Source organism: Nocardioides sp. CF8, from assembly GCF_000389985.1.
Lineage (GTDB): Bacteria > Actinomycetota > Actinomycetes > Propionibacteriales > Nocardioidaceae > Nocardioides > Nocardioides allogilvus.
This window is the reverse complement of sequence record NZ_CM001852.1, coordinates 1243907-1258813: the sequence shown is the minus strand read 5'-3', so window position 1 is coordinate 1258813 and position 14907 is coordinate 1243907. Positions and strand designations below refer to the sequence as shown.

General features: G+C 71.1%; 12 protein-coding genes. 3 read left to right on the top strand and 9 right to left on the bottom strand.

Going from position 1 to position 14907, the window contains the following annotated elements; genetic code table 11:
* Positions 1-31: 31 nt before the first annotated feature.
* Together CF8_RS06160 and CF8_RS06155 are read right to left on the bottom strand one after the other, a co-directional pair.
* A complete protein-coding gene (locus tag CF8_RS06160; RefSeq protein WP_010832270.1) occupies positions 32-1207 on the bottom strand; it encodes a hypothetical protein in 1176 nt (391 codons plus the stop codon).
* Positions 1204-1710 carry a SigE family RNA polymerase sigma factor gene (locus tag CF8_RS06155; RefSeq protein ID WP_010832269.1) on the bottom strand — a complete coding sequence of 169 codons (507 nt, stop codon included), beginning with the start codon at positions 1708-1710 and terminating at the stop codon, positions 1204-1206. Before CF8_RS06155 ends, CF8_RS06160 begins: the two co-directional genes overlap by 4 nt.
* A 91-nt stretch (positions 1711-1801) precedes the next feature.
* Between CF8_RS06155 and CF8_RS06150 the strand changes: the two genes are divergently transcribed.
* Positions 1802-4300 (top strand): bifunctional FO biosynthesis protein CofGH, encoded by a 2499-nt coding sequence (locus tag CF8_RS06150; RefSeq protein WP_010832268.1) that lies wholly within the window; start codon positions 1802-1804, stop codon positions 4298-4300.
* On the opposite strand, the gene CF8_RS06145 is transcribed toward CF8_RS06150, so the two are convergent.
* From CF8_RS06145 to CF8_RS06120, 6 genes are all read right to left on the bottom strand, one after another.
* Positions 4297-5820 carry an arylsulfotransferase family protein gene (locus CF8_RS06145; protein ID WP_010832267.1) on the bottom strand — a complete coding sequence of 508 codons (1524 nt, stop codon included), beginning with the start codon at positions 5818-5820 and terminating at the stop codon, positions 4297-4299. The two genes, CF8_RS06150 and CF8_RS06145, sit on opposite strands and share 4 nt — an antisense overlap.
* A gap of 42 nt (positions 5821-5862) precedes the next feature.
* Positions 5863-7086 (bottom strand): endonuclease/exonuclease/phosphatase family protein, encoded by a 1224-nt coding sequence (locus CF8_RS06140; protein WP_010832266.1) that lies wholly within the window; start codon positions 7084-7086, stop codon positions 5863-5865.
* A 70-nt stretch (positions 7087-7156) separates the two neighbouring features.
* Positions 7157-7852, bottom strand: coding sequence for a sugar ABC transporter (locus CF8_RS06135; protein WP_010832265.1), 696 nt, complete (start codon positions 7850-7852; stop codon positions 7157-7159).
* Between the two features lie 26 nt (positions 7853-7878).
* Positions 7879-9126, bottom strand: coding sequence for a sugar ABC transporter permease (locus tag CF8_RS06130; protein WP_010832264.1), 1248 nt, complete (start codon positions 9124-9126; stop codon positions 7879-7881).
* The gene (locus CF8_RS06125) at positions 9119-9919 is read right to left on the bottom strand and encodes an ATP-binding cassette domain-containing protein (RefSeq protein WP_036492336.1); all 801 of its coding nucleotides are present in this window, start codon (positions 9917-9919) and stop codon (positions 9119-9121) included. Before CF8_RS06125 ends, CF8_RS06130 begins: the two co-directional genes overlap by 8 nt.
* The gene (locus CF8_RS06120; RefSeq protein ID WP_010832262.1) at positions 9919-11019 is read right to left on the bottom strand and encodes a sugar ABC transporter substrate-binding protein; all 1101 of its coding nucleotides are present in this window, start codon (positions 11017-11019) and stop codon (positions 9919-9921) included. Before CF8_RS06120 ends, CF8_RS06125 begins: the two co-directional genes overlap by 1 nt.
* 176 nt (positions 11020-11195) lie before the next feature.
* Between CF8_RS06120 and CF8_RS06115 the strand changes: the two genes are divergently transcribed.
* Positions 11196-12338 carry an ROK family transcriptional regulator gene (locus CF8_RS06115; protein ID WP_010832261.1) on the top strand — a complete coding sequence of 381 codons (1143 nt, stop codon included), beginning with the start codon at positions 11196-11198 and terminating at the stop codon, positions 12336-12338.
* 22 nt (positions 12339-12360) lie between these two features.
* Positions 12361-13932 carry a malate synthase A gene (gene aceB, locus CF8_RS06110; protein ID WP_010832260.1) on the top strand — a complete coding sequence of 524 codons (1572 nt, stop codon included), beginning with the start codon at positions 12361-12363 and terminating at the stop codon, positions 13930-13932.
* Here the strand turns inward: aceB and CF8_RS06105 are convergent.
* The coding region (locus CF8_RS06105) for a guanine deaminase (RefSeq protein WP_036490393.1) at positions 13910-14907 on the bottom strand (998 nt) is incomplete at its 5' end. The genes aceB and CF8_RS06105 overlap by 23 nt on opposite strands.

The window sequence follows — 14907 nt, the reverse complement described above, 5'->3', positions numbered from 1 at the left end:
GGGTGTCACCCCAACCCGTGATCCTTAAGCACTAGCCCTCGGGGTAGGGCACCGAGGACTCCGGGGCGAAGCTGCTCCAGCGGCCGTCGAGCAACAGCTCGGCGGCCGCTTCCACGGGCACGGACCATCCGTCCTCGTAGGGCTCGAGGACGACCTGGGCGCGTACGTCGCCGTGATCGCGCTCGAGGTAGAGCCAGCCCTCGCGCTCGCCGCCCGCGACGGTCTTGGCCAGGAAGGCCTCCCCCTCGATCTGCATGGTGCGGCAGTCAGTGAAGGCAGACGGGCAGTCGGGGGTGTCGGCGCTCAGCGCCTGCGCGTGCCACTGGACTCGTCCGGTCTCGAACCTGCTCCTGCGGTCCCCCTGGAAGACCCGGCCGTGCATCGAGGGGACGTCGCTGAGTGCCATGGGCGCGCGGGTCATGAGGTCGTGCCCGTTCAGCCCATCGATCCCCATGACCTGCAGGGTGTTGGCCCAGGCCTCAGCGGCGGTGAGCGTGGATGCCGGCACGTCGAGCTCGGTGAGCAAGGTGTCGATCAGGTCGGCGGACAGGCTGGGCTCTCCCCGGGCAGCCAGCTGGACCACCACCACGTCACCGTCTGGCTGGTCGAAGACGTAGCCGCGGATCTCTCCCCCAGCGGACGTGCCCCGCTCGCCGACACCCTCGCCGTTGCCGAGGGGATGGCTGGTGACGTCAGTGAAGCCGTCCCAGCGGACGGCCTCGCGGCTCACACCCGCGGTGACCACGACGAAGTCACCTGTATCCCACTGGGTGCGGTAGGACACCGCGCTCGTTTCACCCAGGACGTAGGAGGCGTCCACCATGGTCCTGTCGTCGTCCGGGCGGTCGAGCAGGCGCCTGACCTGGTCGCCGAAGGTCTCGGCATCGGGAGTGCCCTGCGAGAGGACTCCCGGCAGGTCCCACTTCGTGGTGGCGGTCTCGCTGGGCGTCGGGTCGTTCGCGATGTGCTGCCCGGCGTCGACATCGCCGTCGGCGAGGTTGCCGAGGACCAGTGCCGAGACGGCGGCAGCCGCCACCAGCCCGACGCCGGTCTTGACGACCCGGTTGCGGCGGCGCGCCTCCCGGGCTCGGCGGACGTCGGCGAGCGGATCGACGACGGGCATGTCGGCACGGGCGGCGAGGGCGTCGAAGCGACGGCGCAGGTCCTCGTCGTGAAGGTCGAAAGCGTGAAGATCGTCGGTGCTCATCGGTGTCCCCCGTTCAGTTCAGTGGTGCCCAGGACCGACCGCAGGCTGTTGAGCGCGGTCCAGGTCTGGCGCTTGACGGTGCCCTCGCCGATCCCGAGGTCGGCCGCGGTCTCGGCGACCGAGAGTCCCCAGTAGTGGCGCAGCAGCACGATCCGGCGCTGGCCGATGGGCAGTCCGCGCAGCGCGGTCCACAGCGCATCGCCCTCGCCGGGATCGGGGTCGTGCACCGCCGGCGGCTCGATGTCGTCGAGGACGAGCCGCTCGCGGCGCCACGGCCGGCGGTGCTCGCTGAGGTGGGCGTTGATGACCGCCCGCCTGGCATAGGCCTCGACGTTGTCGACCGATGCGACGCGCGACCAGGCGACGTACAGCTTGGTCAGGGCGGTCTGCACGATGTCCTCGGCGCGGTGCGCGTCACCGACGAGCAGGTAGGCCGTGCGGAACAGTCGGGCGCGATGGGCAGCGACGAACTCGACGAAACTGTCGTCGATGTTGCGTGTCATCGTCGAGCTCCCCTTCCTCCAGCGGTTGATTCTGCACACTCAACCCGGCCCGCACCCGATCGGTTGTCCGCCCGGCTGTGACAATGGCCCCATGGAGCCGACCCCCGCCCAGATCCGCCGTGCGCTGGTGCGTGCGGAACGCGGTGCGGCGCTCGACGTCGAGGAGGCCGCCGCCCTGCTGGCCGCCCGGGACGAGTCGCTCGATCGTCTCTGTGCCGTCGCCGCCCGAGTGCGCGACGCGGGCCTGGTCAGCGCCGGCCGACCGGGCGTGGTGACCTACTCCCCCAAGGTCTTCATCCCGATCACCCGGCTGTGCCGCGACCGGTGCCACTACTGCACCTTCGTGACCGTGCCGGGCAAGCTGTCGGCGCCGTACCTCTCCCCGGACGAGATCCTCGCCGTCGCGCGCGAGGGCGCAGCGCTGGGCTGCCTGGAGGCGCTGTTCACCCTCGGCGACCGGCCGGAGGACCGCTGGCCCGAAGCGCGGGTGTGGCTCGACGAGCAGGGCTACGACTCGACGCTCGACTACGTCCGCGCGATGGCGATCCGGGTGCTGGAGGAGACCGGCCTGCTGCCGCACCTCAACCCCGGTGTCATGTCGTGGGAGGAGATGACGCGTCTCAAGCCGGTGTCGCCGTCGATGGGGATGATGCTCGAGACGACGTCGCGGAGACTGTTCGAGACGAAGGGTGAGGCGCACTTCGGCTCCCCCGACAAGGACCCGGCGATCCGCTCGCGTGTGCTGGAGGACGCCGGCCGGCTGTCGATCCCCTTCACCACCGGGCTGCTCGTCGGTATCGGCGAGACCCTGACCGAGCGCGCGGAGACGATCTTCGAGCTGCGCCGGATCGCGAAGCACTACGGCTCCGTCCAGGAAGTCATCGTGCAGAACTTCCGGGCCAAGCCCGACACCGCCATGCGCCACGCCGACGACCTCGCGCTGGCCGACTACCGAGCCGCGATCGCGGTCTCGCGGATCGTGCTCGGCCCGACGATGCGGATCCAGGCGCCGCCCAACCTCGTCGACACCGCGGAGTGCCGCTCGCTGCTCGACGCGGGCGTCGACGACTGGGGCGGTGTCTCGCCGCTGACCCCGGACCACGTCAACCCCGAGCGGCCCTGGCCCTCGATCGAGCGCCTCCGCACGATCACCGCGGAGGCCGGCTTCGAGCTCGCGCCCCGCCTGACGGTCCACCCCCACTACGTCCGCCAGCGCACGCCCTGGATCGACCCGCGCCTCGACGCCCACCTCGACGCGCTCGCGCTGCCCGACGGACTCGCGCGCATCGGCGTACGACCCGTCGGACTGCCGTGGCAGGAGCCCGACGCCTCCGAGGGCAGCGGGCGCACCGACCTGCACACCACCATCGACACCGAGGGCCGCACGGCTGATCGCCGCGACGACTTCGACAGCGTGTACGGCGACTGGGCGGCCGTCGCGGAGAGCGCCGCCGGCCTCAGTGTCGGCACCCACGCGGGGTCCGAGGGGTACGCCGCCCTGCGGGCCGCCGAGCGGGACCCGGCCGGTCTCGATGACGACCAGGCCCTCGCCCTGATGACGGCGGAGGGCGACCTGCTCGCCGAGGTCTGCCGTCTCGCCGACGACCTGCGCCGCGACACCGTGGGCGACGACGTCACCTACGTCGTCAACCGCAACATCAACTTCACCAACATCTGCTACGTCGGCTGCCGCTTCTGCGCCTTCGCGCAGCGCAAGACCGACGCCGACGCGTTCTCGCTCTCCCTCGACCAGGTCGCCGACCGTGCACAGGAGGCCTGGGAGCTCGGTGCGACCGAGGTCTGCATGCAGGGCGGGATCGACCCGGACCTGCCCGCCTCGGCCTACTTCGACCTCGTCTCCGCGGTGAAGCAGCGGGTGCCCGACATGCACGTGCACGCCTTCAGCCCGATGGAGATCGTGAGCGGCGCGGCTCGCACCGGGCTGTCGATCGAGGACTTCCTGATCAAGGCCCGCGAGGCCGGTCTCGACACGATCCCGGGCACGGCCGCGGAGATCCTCGACGACGAGATCCGCTGGGTGCTGACCAAGGGCAAGCTGCCCGCCAAGACCTGGATCGAGGTCGTCACCACCGCACACGAGGTGGGCCTGCGGTCCAGCTCGACGATGATGTACGGCCACGTCGACAACCCGCGGCACTGGGTGCAGCACCTGCGGGTGCTGCGCCGCATCCAAGAACGGACGGGCGGCTTCACCGAGTTCGTGCCGCTCCCCTTCGTGCACACGAGCTCACCCATCTATCTCGCCGGCGTCGCCCGCCCGGGCCCGACGCTGCGCGACAACCTCGCCGTGCACGCGCTGGCGCGGATCATGCTGCACGGCTCGATCGAGACCGGCGGGATCCACAACATCCAGACGAGCTGGGTCAAGCTCGGCGTCGACGGCACCCGCGCGATGCTGCAGGCCGGGGCCAACGACGTCGGCGGCACGCTGATGGAGGAGACGATCTCCCGGATGGCCGGCTCCGAGCACGGCTCCGCCAAGACCGTCGCCGAGCTCGTCGAGATCGGGGCCGGGATCGACCGCCCGGTCGTCGAGCGCACGACGACCTACGGCCGCCCCGCCCGCTAGGCCCCGACGGTCACGACACGCGTGCGGCCGAGCACCCGGCCGTCGGCGTCCAGGGCCTCGGCGCGCACCACGCCCGCGCTCGCGTCGAGCGGCACTGCCGTCTCGAACCCGGCCCGGTCGACGGTGGCCGCTTCGGCCAGGCGATCAGGTCGACGGCCGGCGAGCACCCGCCAGCGCGCCACCTCGGTCGCGCCGTTCCAACTGACGTAGGCCCGGCCGTCGGGACCGATGGCGAGGTCGGGCGGGGTGGCGGGGCGACCGCGCCACGACGAGCGGTAGGACCGGTAGGAGCCGAGCGCCAGGCCGCGCAGCTCGAAGACGGGCTCACCGGCCTCGTCGAACTCGGTGAGCACGGGGTCCATGCCCCAGCCGACCAGCACGTGCCCGTCGTCGAGGTACTGCGCGTTGCCCATCGCGTAGCCGTAGTGGTCGTCGTACCGGAGCGCCTGCACAAGCGTGGCGGTCATCGCCTGCTCGTCGATCTCGAACTTCAGGGCCGCCGAGACGGCGTCGGTCTTCTCGGCGTGCTCGTGGTTGTCGTAGATCGTGATCGTGCCGTCGGGCTGGCGCCGCGCGTCGTGCTGCCAGCCGAACTCGCCGCCCGCGGGCACCTCGATGTCGCTCAGCTTGCCGCCGAAGCGCCAGCGGATCTCGCCAGAGCGCCGGTCGATCCGATAGACCGCCGAGGTGTGGCGCGCGGACAGCAGCAGCGCGTCGCCGTCGGCGGCCACCGAGTTGAGGTGCACCGGGTCGAAGGGCTTCTTCTCCGACTCGCCCTCGCCGTCCTCGGGCTCGCGCACCGTCTCGGAGACGGCGATGTGCTCGAGGCCGTCCCAGTCGAAGAGGACCTTGCCGGTGGCGACGTCGATCTCCTGCACCTGCGCGCCGTAGACCCAGCCCTCGACCGGCCCGCCGACATCGCTGAGGTCGGCCTGCCGCACGGGATAGGACAGCACCAGCGCGGTGCCCTCCTCGGTGAGCTGGAACTCGTGGAGGTCGACCAGCAGCCCGTGGCCGGCTCGCACCTCCGCGACGGGGAGGTAACGCTCGTCGAGGACCACGCCCTTGCCGTAGCCCAGCCCCTCGACGATGTGGCCGGTCCAGTAGGTCAGCACGGGCCGGCCGCGGTAGCGCTGCACCCGCAGCTCGGTCGCGGCGTTGCCGTCGGGCTCGATCCAGACGGGCTCCCCGTCGTTGTCGTAGATCACGGCACGGAACGTCGGGTTGCGCGGCGTGGTCAGGAGCAGGCCCGCGGACAGCGCCGCCCCGGCCTTGCGCCACGGCACCACCTCGGGCGCCGTGAGCGAGGTCGACACGAACGTGCGGACCGGGGCGGCCGGCGGTGGCGCCGGGGCCGCCTCCGGCTCCGGCGATGGGGCCGGTTCGCCAACCGCGGTGAGGGCCCAGCCCGAACCGACTGCGGCGGCTCCGAGGGCGACGCCCACAGTTCCGACGAGGACGTCACGTCGGGCGACGCGTGGCGTGGAGGGCTCCGTGGCCTGGTCGTTGTCCGGGGTCACAGAGCCCACGCTACGCCGCCGCAGGTCCGAGCGGCCCCCTCCTCAGGGGCGGAGGTCCACCCACACCTGGCGGTGGTCGGAGGTGGGCACGAACGGGAAGCTGCCCGTCAGGTAGTAGAACTTCTGGTCCTCGGTGGGCCAGAAGATGCCCGACCCGAGCACCCTGAGACCGGTCGAGGGCAGCACGTAGTCGGCCCGCAGGTTGCCCGGCCCGCAGCACAGGCGGTCGTCGAAGTCCGCGGTGTCGAACCGCGGGTGCGACTCGTGGCCCAGGTTGGCCGCGCCCTGCAGCTCGGCGGCCCAGGTGCCGCCGACCGAGGCGGGAGCCTTGGCGTCGTTGACGCGGGGGTGGTCGAGCAGCTGCTGCGCCGAGCCGGGCACCGAGTCGCCGTCGAGCGGGTCGGAGTTCTGGTCCCCGGCGATCACGAAGCGCTCGCTGGCCGGCAGTCCGCCGTACACACCTGCGTCGTCGTAGATGTAGGCCGAGTCGGCGGCGTCGGACGACACGTAGTCGGCCCAGAAGCGGATCTCGTCGTGGTTGCGGGTGCCGTTGCGGTCCTCGGCGCCGTCGAACACGGGCGGCGTCGGGTGCGAGACGAGGAAGTGGATCGTGGAGCCGTCGACGTCGATCGGCACGTCCCAGTGCGACTTGGACGAGAGTCGTACGTCGCCGAGCTCGGCCGCGGAGTACCAGTCGGCCGGCTCCGGCGTGGCCGGGTCGTCGGGCAGCATCGCACCGGGCATGTCGGCCCACCGGAAGGTCTGGAAGGTGCGGACGGCATCGGTGTCGATGGGGTGCTTCGAGTAGACGACCATGCCGTACTGGCCCTCGAAGAGCCCGAACCCGAAGGCGTCGTTGCCGCCGCCGACGGACCCGTTGTTGTCGAGGTCGTGACCGCTCGGCACCCCCGTGTTGGACGGCGCGATGTAGGCGTAGGGGTAGTCGATCGGCTCGGAGCCGTGGTGCGACACCTCGAGGTAGTTGTCGCGGAACAGGTCCACGGCCTCGGGCGCGTAGTCGAACTCGTTGACCAGCAGCACGTCGGGGCGCACGCGCTGGACGGTCTCGGCGACGTTCTGCGCCTGGACGTTGTCGGGGGTCGAGAGGTCGGCCACGAGCTGGCCGGCGACGTTGCGGTTGAGCGAGGCGTTGAACGTGGAGAAGCGGACCTTCCGGTCCGGGGCCTCCTCGGCCTGGGCGACAGGCGCGAGCGCGAGGGGCAGCGCCGCGAGCAGTGCGGCGGCGATCAGGGTCGGGCGGTGCATCGTCGAACCTCCGGGTGGGTGGGCGGACTCCCACCGTAGGCTCGCGACATGGCCGCGCGGTGAACTCGGCTCAGGTGATCCCGAGCTTGGCGCAGCGCTTCGCCGTACTGCCGGAGCACAGCTCGGCGATCGTCATCGCTCCGGAGGCGACGACGACACTGGTGAGGTCCTCGATCCTCACCGTGACCGGATCGAAGAGCCAGGACGGAACGCCCTCGTGCTCGACCGACTCGCCGACCGGCTCGTCGGCCAGCTCGCCGACGGCGACGTCGGCGGCCTGGATGCTCATCTCGGCCGCCGGGAGGTGGACGAAGCTCTTGCGGTCGCCCCCGATGACCTCGCGCGCGGCCTCGAGATCACTGTCGACACCGTCCATCCGCGCTGCCGGCTCGCTCAGGCCGACGAACCAGTCGGCGCCGGGCACCAGGGTGCCGAGCGCGATGACCGGGACCTCACCCGCCTGCTGGACCAGTGACTCGGCCAGCTCGGGGTCGACAGCGTCGAGCACCACCAGGTCGGCATCCTCCAGCGCCTGCTCGAACTGGCTCGCCTGGACGTCGGCGTCGCTGCCGGCGTCCTGGACCCGCACCGTGCACCCGTCGCAGACCTCCGCGACCCGCTGCTCGAGGCGTTCGACGTCGATCGGCTGCTGGACCTGCGCCGTCTCGTCGGCCACCAGGACCGCGATCACGGTCGAGTCGGTCGCCGCGCAGCCCGAGAGCGCGCTCGTGAGGACGAGGGAGCAGACCAGCAGGAGGCATCGCATGACGGGCACATCGTGTCACCCAGCGGCTAGCCCCGACCACTCGACGTGCGCAGGCGGCGCGACACGGAGTCGATCGCCACGGCGATCAGCAGCACGGCACCGGTGACCATGAACCGCACCGACGAGTCGACGCCGACCAGGTTGAGCCCGGTCTGGATCGCCTGCAGCACGATGATGCCGAGCATCGCGGAGTAGGCCGATCCACGCCCGCCGAAGAGCGAGGTCCCGCCGATGACCGCGGCCGCGATGGCGGTGAGGTTGGTGTCGGTGGTGCCGCTGGCCTGCGACACGCTCGTCTGGAGGCCCGCCGCGAGCAGCCCGCCGACGGCGGCGAGCATCGAGCACAGCGCGAACACCGAGAAGTAGATCCGGCTGACCTTGATCCCCGAGCGGCGCGCGGCCTCCTCGTTGCCGCCGACGGCGAAGACGTGCCGTCCCCATCTCGTACGGCGCAGCGCGAGGTCCATCAGCACGACCAGCAGCACGAAGAAGAGCCAGAGATAGCTCCAGCCACGGTCGATGTTGACGTAGTAGGTCAGCGCGCCGAGCCCACCCACGAGCAGGGCGCCCTTGACCAGCACGAGCGCGATGGGTGGACTGCTCAGCTCGGCGGCGGTGCGCTGGCGGATCGTGAGCAGCTGCGCGGCGACGTACAACAGGCCGATCGCCACGACGAGGACGTAGGACATCGCGGGGCTGAGGAACTCGAACCGGGTGAACTGCACGAGGAACGAGTCGGACGGCAGGTTGATGGTGCCGTTCTTGCCGAGGACGTAGAGCAGGGCTCCTTGGAAGCCGAGCAGGCCGGCGAGCGAGAAGACGAACGATGGCACGCCGAGCTTGGTGTAGAGCACGGCATAGAGCGCCCCGATCGCGACGCCGACCGCCATCGCGGCGAGGATCGCCACCAGCATCGACTGGCCGTGGTCGACGAGCAGCACGGCCATCGTGGCCGCGGTGAAGCCGCTGACCGAGCCGACCGAGAGGTCGATCTCGCCGAGCAGCAGCACCAGCACGATGCCGAGCGCGATGATGCCGATGGGCGCGGCGAACTGGCTGATCGAGACCAGGCTGCGCGAGGAGAGGAAGCGCGGCTCCTGGCTGTAGAAGCCGATGCAGATGATGACCAGGCCGATGACGACCGGCAGGCTGCCGAGCTCGCCGGAGCGGAGCCGGTTCCAGAACAGGTGGGCGTAGCCGCCGAGTCCCTGCGTGCGGATCAGCCGCTCGTCGGCGAGGTCGGCGGCGACCGTGGAGGCGGACGGGTCACTCATGGTGCTCACCCCTGGTGGCGCGCTTGGAGACGACGTTGTCGGAGGCGCCGGTGATCGCAGCGACGAGCTCCTCGGTGGTGGCGTCCTCGACGCGGAACTCGGCAGCGTTGCGGCCGAGGCGGAGCACCACGATGCGATCGGCGACAGCCTGCACGTCGGCCATGTTGTGGCTGATCAGGATCACGCCGAGGCCGGTCTCGCGCAGCCGCTCGACGAGGTTGAGCACCTCAGCGGTCTGCGCGACGCCGAGGGCGGCGGTCGGCTCGTCGAGCATGACGATCTTGGGGTTGCCCACCAGCGAGCGGGCGATCGCGACGGTCTGGCGCTGGCCGCCCGACAGCGAGGCGATCGGGATGCGCACCGAGGGGATCTTGGCCGACAGGGTGCGCAGCAGGCGCCACGCCTCCTTCTCCATGTGCACCTCGTCGATGACGCCGGCGCGGCGCTTCTCCTGGCCGAGGAAGAGGTTCGCCACGACGTCGAGGTTGTCGCACAGCGCGAGGTCCTGGAAGACCGTCGCGATCCCGAGCGCCTGGGCCTCGGAGGGGCCGCCGACGGTGATCTTGCGGCCGGCGAAGGTGATGTCGCCCTCGTCGGGGGTGTAGACGCCCGAGATGACCTTGACCAACGTGGACTTGCCGGCGCCGTTGTCGCCGACCAGGGCGACGACCTCGCCCGCCCGGACGTCCAGGTGGACGTCCGAGAGGGCCTGGACGGCACCGAAGCGCTTGGTGACGCCGGCCAGGGACAGGACGACGTCCCCGGCCGGCGGTGCTGCTGGTGCGGTGGTCATCAGGAGATGCCAGCCGCCTCGCACGCCTGGGCGTACTCGCCGGTGCAGATGTCGTCGGCGGAGTAGAAGCCGTCCGCGATGACGGTGTCGGCGACGTTGTCCTTCGTGACGACGATCGGCTCGAAGATGTAGGACGTGACGCCCTCGTAGTCGCTCTGGGTGATGCCGGTCTCGCTGGTCTCGCCCACCTCGTCGCCGTTGGCCAGCGCGACCGCGACCTCGGCGGCCGTCTCGGCCTCGATCGGGATCGGCTTGTAGATCGTCATCGACTGCTCGCCGGCGAGGATCCGCTGGATCGCGGCGAGCTCGGCGTCCTGGCCGGTGATCGGGGGCAGCGCGTCGGCGGCCACCCCGCCACCGGTGAGGGCGGCGACGACGCCGCCGGCCTGGCCGTCGTTGGCTGCGTAGACGCCGTTGATCTCGTCGGCGTCGTACTTGCTGAGCATGTCGGTGACGAACGTCTGCGCGTTCTCCGGGCTCCAGTCGGGGTTGTCGTACTCCTCGAGGATCTTCACGCCGGACTCGTCGAGCACGCTGTGCGCGCCGGCCTTGAACTGCGCGGCGTTGGGGTCGCTCGGAGCGCCGTTGAGCATCAGGATGCTGCCCTTGTCGCCCATCGCCTCGACCAGCGCCTCGGCCTGCATCGTGCCGACCGTCTCGTTGTCGAAGGACATGTAGTAGTCGGCCTCCTTGATCAGCCGGTCGTAGGCGATCACCTCGGCCCCGGCGTCGTGGGCGCTCTGCACCATGCCGCCCGCGCCGGCACCGTTGACCGGGTCGAGCACGATCACGCCGGCACCCTCGGAGATGGCGGTGTCGAGCTGCTGGCTCTGCTTGGCCTCGTCCTGGTCGGCGTTGTAGTAGACGATCTCGCACTCTGCGCACAGCTCGCCGACCTTGGCCTCGAAGAGCGGCCTGTCGAAGGCCTCGTAGCGCGTCGTCTTGGACTCGGGCAGGAGCAGCGCGATCACCGGGCTCTCGGCGCCGTCACCGGAGTCGCCGCCGGTCTGGGCGTCGTTGGCGCCACAGGCCGAGAGGCCACCGGCACCGAGGAGGAGCACAACGCCGGCAGCGGCGATGCGGAGGGACGGTCGGGACATGAGGAGTCTCCTGGGGGCCGGGGCTCTGGGGCGAGCCGGGGTGGAACGAGACTCTCAGTGTGCTGAGTCACATTCTTGTCGTCAAGACTTGAATGCAAACTCGTGACAATTGTGTATTCGTGGTGGTTTTGTCGCCACTCTTGACTGCAAACGGTCCGATCCTCCACAGTTCCACCATGTCCTCCCCCGGCTCGACCGCGTCGCTGCGCTCGGCAAACCAACAGCGCGTGGTCGACGTTCTCCGTGCCGGCGGCACGGTCAGCCAGGCCGACATCGCCCGCCAGACCGGGCTCGCGCCGGCCACCGTGTCCAACATCGTGCGCGAGCTCGCCGGCGCCGGGCTGGTCGCCACCGAGCCCGGCAGCGGCCGGCGCGGCACCACCGTCGCGCTGGCCCGCACCGCCGGCCTCGTCGCCGGCATCGACTTCGGCCACAGCCACGTCGCGGTCGCCCTCGGCGACCTCACCGGCCAGCTGCTCGCCGAGGAGCGCCGCCCGATCGACTCCGGTCATGCGTACGCCGACGGGCTGGCCGAGGCCGAGTCCATCCTCGACTCCCTGCTGGCTGCCGAGGGACTGGCCCGCGACAAGGTGCGCACCCTCGGGATGGGTCTGCCTGCGCCCATGACCGACGGGGTGGTGCGCACCTCCGCGATCCTCCCGGGCTGGGTCGGCGTCAACGCCCAGGACGCGGCTCGCGAGGCACTCGGCGCCGTGGTCCACACGGAGAACGACGCCAACCTCGGCGCACTGGCCGAGCACCGCCAGGGCGTGGCCCGCGGCCACGACACCTCGGTGTTCGTGAAGGTCTCCTCCGGTGTCGGAGCCGGGATCGTGCTCAACGACCAGCTGTTCCACGGTGCCGGCGGCACCGCCGGGGAGATCGGGCACCTCACCCTCGACGAGAACGGCCCGGTGTGCCGCTGCGGCAGCCGCGGCTGCCTCGAGGCCTACACCTCGACCGTCGCGCTGCAGGCGATGATGGGGCTCCAGCTCCCCGGCGCCACGGTCGACGACATCGTCGGTGCCGCCCGCGACGGCAACGTCTCGGCGCTGCGGGCGCTCGAGGACGCCGGCCTCCACCTCGGCTGGGCGCTCGCGAGCGTCGTCAACCTCCTCAACCCCGCGCTCGTCGTGGTCGGCGGCGACATGGCCCGCGCCGGCGAGCTGCTGCTGGAGTCGGCCCGCATCGGGCTCCGGCGCCATGCCCTCGACGCGGTCGCGTCCACCCCGGTCGTCGCCTCCGAGCTGGGCGAACGTGCCTCGCTCGTGGGCGCCGTACTCCTCGCGGCGGAACGCACGTCCCTGCTCACCGACTGAGATCGGGTCTACGGTGGCGAGCATGGCCACCCTGGACATCACCGCCCCGCCCGTCGCGCGGTCCGAGGAGATCCTCACCCCGGAGGCGCTCGACTTCGTCGCCGACCTCGACGCCCGCTTCCACGAGCGGCGCGACGAGCTGCTTGCCGCCCGGCAGACCCGTCGCGCCGAGATCGCCCGCACCGGCACGCTCGGCTTCCTGCCCGGCACCGCGGAGATCAGGGAGGCCGACTGGAGCGTCATCCCGCTCCCCACCGACCTCCTCGACCGGCGCGTGGAGATCACCGGACCCACCGATCCCAAGATGGCGATCAACGCGCTCAACTCCGGCGCCAAGGTCTGGCTGGCCGACCTGGAGGACGCCAACACACCGCACTGGCGCAACGTCCTCGGTGGGCAGGTCACGCTGTACGACGCGGTGCGCCGTCAGCTCTCGTTCACCTCTCCGGAGGGCAAGTCCTACGCGCTCACCGATCCCGACCAGGTCCCCGTCATCGTGCCGCGGCCGCGCGGGTGGCACTTCGACGAGGAGCACGTCACCGCGGACGGCCGGCCGGTGGTCGCGGCGCTCTTCGACTTCGGCATCTACTTCTTCCACAACGCCCGCGAGCAGCTCTCCCGCGGCAGCGGCGCCTACTTCTACCTGCCCAAGATGGAGTCGCGGCTCGAGGCCCGGCTGTGGAACGACGTGTTCACGCACGCCGAGGCGGCACTCGAGGTGCCGAGCGGCACGATCCGCGCGACGGTCCTGATCGAGACCATCACGGCCGCCTTCGAGATGGACGAGATCCTCTACGAGCTGCGCGACCACATGGCCGGCCTCAACGCCGGTCGCTGGGACTACCTGTTCAGCATCATCAAGAACTTCCGCGACGCCGGGTCGGCCTTCACGCTGCCCGACCGCGGCGCCGTGACCATGGACGCGCCGATGATGAAGGCCTACAGCGACCTGCTCGTGCAGACCTGCCACCGGCGCGGGGCGTCCGCGATCGGCGGCATGGCCGCGTTCATCCCCTCGCGCAAGGACGCCGAGATCAACGAGCGCGCGTTCGCCAAGGTGCGCGAGGACAAGACCCGCGAGGTCGCCGCCGGCTTCGACGGCTCCTGGGTGGCGCACCCCGACCTGGTGCCGGTGTGTGCCGAGATCTTCGGGGACCGGGTCAACCAGCTCGACGTGCTGCGCCCGGAGGTGTCGGTGTCCGCCGCCGACCTGCTCGCCGTCGACCGGACACCGGGCCAGCGCACCGAGGCGGGGCTGCGCGGCAACGTCCGGATCGCGACCCTCTACCTCCAGTCGTGGCTGTCGGGCAACGGCGCCGCCGGCATCGACAACCTGATGGAGGACGCCGCGACCGCGGAGATCTCCCGCTCCCAGGTCTGGCAGTGGATCAACAACGCGGCCACCCTGGACACCGGAGAGGTCATCACCCGCGAGCTGGTCGAGCGGATCGTGGCGGAGGAGCACGCCGCACTCGGCGACGGCGAGCACCTCGGCGACGCGCGTCGGCTCTTCGCCGAGTCGGCCCTGAGCGAGACCTTCCCCGACTTCCTGACCTTGCCGGCCTATGCCGTCATCCTCGCCGCAGGGGACTGAGCGCCCGCAGGAACCCGCCCGAGGCGATCTGCGTCCCACCGACCCAGACGTCGGCCACGTCGGCGTCGCTGGCGAGGGCGAACACCTTGCCCAGCGCCTCGTCGGGCGAGCCGGCGTGCCGCAGGCCGATGTCGAGCGCGGTCCCGGCGGGCGGGCGCAGGCAGATCGCGTCGAACTCCTTGCCGACGTCGAAGGTGCCGATGACGTCGGACAGCCCGAGGGCCGCGGCGCCGGCCGCAGTGGCGAGGTGGAGCAGGTGCGCCGGCGTGAGCGCGAGGCCGTCGTCACCCAGCAGCCGTTGCACGAAGTAGGCCTGCAGCCCCTCCTTGAACAACGAGAAGCCGGTGCCGGCGCCAACGTCGGAGCCGAGGGCCACGGGCACACCTGCGGCGGCGTGCTCGCGCAGCCGGAAGAGTCCGGAGCCGAGCGCCGAGTTGCTGCTGGGACAGTGCGCGATCGCCGTACGCCGATGAGCGAGGACCGCGAGCTCGGAGTCCTGCGGGTGCACGTTGTGCGCCAGGACCGACCGCACTCCGAGCAGCCCGTGGTGGTCGTAGGTGTCGACGTAGCCGCTGCGGTCGGGGAACTGGCCGGCGACCGTGGCCACCTCGGCGGGGTTCTCATTGACGTGGGAGGTGAAGAAGGCGCCCTCGACGTCGGCCATCACGGCGGCACAGGCTTCGAGGATCGGATCGGACGCGGAGAGCGAGAAGCGCGGCGTGACGGCATAGCGCGCGCGGTCCTTGCCGTGCCAGCGGGACGCGAGGTCGAGGGCTTCGGAGTGCGCCCGCTCCGGTGTCGTGAGGAGAGGCTCCGGCAGCATCCGGTCGCTGACAACCAGGCCGCTCGTGACCCGCAGCCCGAAGCGCGACGCCTCGGTGAAGAGCGCGTCGACGGCCGGCGCGAAGTGGGAGCCGAAGATCAGTGACGTGGTGGTGCCGGCCGCGATCAGGCTCGCCACGAACTCACCCGCGA

Coding starts and splice junctions, on each gene's coding strand:
- CF8_RS06120 (WP_010832262.1), bottom strand. CDS start 11,019: ATGTCCCGACCGTCCCTCCGCATCGCCGCTGCCGGCGTTGTGCTCCTC.
- CF8_RS06125 (WP_036492336.1), bottom strand. CDS start 9,919: ATGACCACCGCACCAGCAGCACCGCCGGCCGGGGACGTCGTCCTGTCC.
- CF8_RS06150 (WP_010832268.1), top strand. CDS start 1,802: ATGGAGCCGACCCCCGCCCAGATCCGCCGTGCGCTGGTGCGTGCGGAA.
- CF8_RS06115 (WP_010832261.1), top strand. CDS start 11,196: ATGTCCTCCCCCGGCTCGACCGCGTCGCTGCGCTCGGCAAACCAACAG.
- CF8_RS06160 (WP_010832270.1), bottom strand. CDS start 1,207: ATGAGCACCGACGATCTTCACGCTTTCGACCTTCACGACGAGGACCTG.
- CF8_RS06140 (WP_010832266.1), bottom strand. CDS start 7,086: ATGCACCGCCCGACCCTGATCGCCGCCGCACTGCTCGCGGCGCTGCCC.
- CF8_RS06135 (WP_010832265.1), bottom strand. CDS start 7,852: ATGCGATGCCTCCTGCTGGTCTGCTCCCTCGTCCTCACGAGCGCGCTC.
- aceB (WP_010832260.1), top strand. CDS start 12,361: ATGGCCACCCTGGACATCACCGCCCCGCCCGTCGCGCGGTCCGAGGAG.
- CF8_RS06155 (WP_010832269.1), bottom strand. CDS start 1,710: ATGACACGCAACATCGACGACAGTTTCGTCGAGTTCGTCGCTGCCCAT.
- CF8_RS06130 (WP_010832264.1), bottom strand. CDS start 9,126: ATGAGTGACCCGTCCGCCTCCACGGTCGCCGCCGACCTCGCCGACGAG.